The organism is Halorubrum sp. AD140 (genome assembly GCF_034497445.1).
Taxonomy (GTDB): Archaea; Halobacteriota; Halobacteria; order Halobacteriales; family Haloferacaceae; genus Halorubrum.
Genome location: NZ_JAXRUU010000319.1, coordinates 1 through 1,066, shown reverse-complemented (window position 1 = coordinate 1,066; position 1,066 = coordinate 1). Strand labels below are relative to the sequence as shown.

The 1,066-nt window shown below is 73.5% G+C and carries 2 protein-coding genes; both read right to left on the bottom strand.

All coding sequences use genetic code 11. The features are described 5' to 3' along the window. Nucleotides 1–60: 60 nt before the first annotated feature. The gene (locus U4E84_RS18505) at nucleotides 61–477 is read right to left on the bottom strand and encodes an SHOCT domain-containing protein (RefSeq protein WP_322533517.1); all 417 of its coding nucleotides are present in this window, start codon (nucleotides 475–477) and stop codon (nucleotides 61–63) included. Nucleotides 478–554: 77 nt separating this feature from the next. Continuing rightward, entirely contained in the window at nucleotides 555–1,043 is a 489-nt protein-coding gene (locus U4E84_RS18500; RefSeq protein ID WP_322533518.1) for a DUF192 domain-containing protein, read from the bottom strand. Nucleotides 1,044–1,066 lie beyond the last annotated feature (23 nt).

Genomic DNA, 1,066 nt, shown 5'->3' with positions numbered 1-1,066 from the left:
GGGTCGTCGCCGGCTCGCAAAACGGTGTCGGTCGCGTCCGCGGCGGGAGACGACCGCCGGTCACTCTCGGAGCCGCTCCACCTCGCGTCGGACCCCCTCGCGGACGCGCTCGGTGACGTCCCCGTTTCCCGGGTCGGCGACCGTCTCGGCGTCCTCGGTCTCCAGCAGGCGGTCGAGCTTCCGCTCGAACTCCCGCTCGTCGATGTCGCCGCGCGCGTACCGCTCGCGCAGGGCGTCGAGCGCGGGGTCGCCGGTCGCGTTCTCGCCCCCGTCGGGGTCGTCGTCCGGGACGGGCTTGGTCAGGGTGTGGAGGACGGGGAGGAGGATGACGAGGCCGAAGAACCACACGAGCGGGAGGGTCCACCACAGGTTTGTGAGGAGCGGGGCGGCGACGCCGACGCCGACGACGCAGAGCGCGAACACCCGCCGCCAGCGGTGGCGGAGGTTCCACGCGACCCGGCGGGCGAGTCCGGTCATGGTCGAGGCGACGCCTGGGAAGCGGAAAGCGGTTTCGTCGGCCGCGGGCGACGAGCCGCGACGGGGCGGGCCGGCCGTCACGCGCGCTCGCGACCCTCGATCGCCAGTCGATCGCCCGCCTCGACGCCGTGGCGGTCGCTCCACCCGCGCGGCACTTCGAGGACGTACCGCCCGGTCCCCTCGTAGCGGGTGAGCGGCCGCGACTCAGGTTCGGCCTCGTGGATCGTCGTGATCGTCCCGTTTCCGTCGACGAAGACGATGTCGAGCGCGAACGCCATGTCGCGCATCACGTAGGCGCGCTCCGCGGAGTCGGCGTGGACGAACAACATCCCCTCGCCGTCGTCGAGGGACTCGGTCGCGGAGAGCCCGACGTACTGCTTCACGGGTCCGTCGGCGACTCGGGCCTCGACGGCCGCGAGCGACTCGCCCGTCTCGCCGTCGACCGCCTCGACCGCGGTCGTGTCGTAGCCGGTGATGAGGAGCGCCGGGTTCGCGGCGGCGACGCCGATTCCGGCGAGGGCGACGAGCGCGAGCGCGGCCACGGCCCCGATGAGGCGGCGGTTCACGGTGGAGGTTGGCGTCGCGGAAG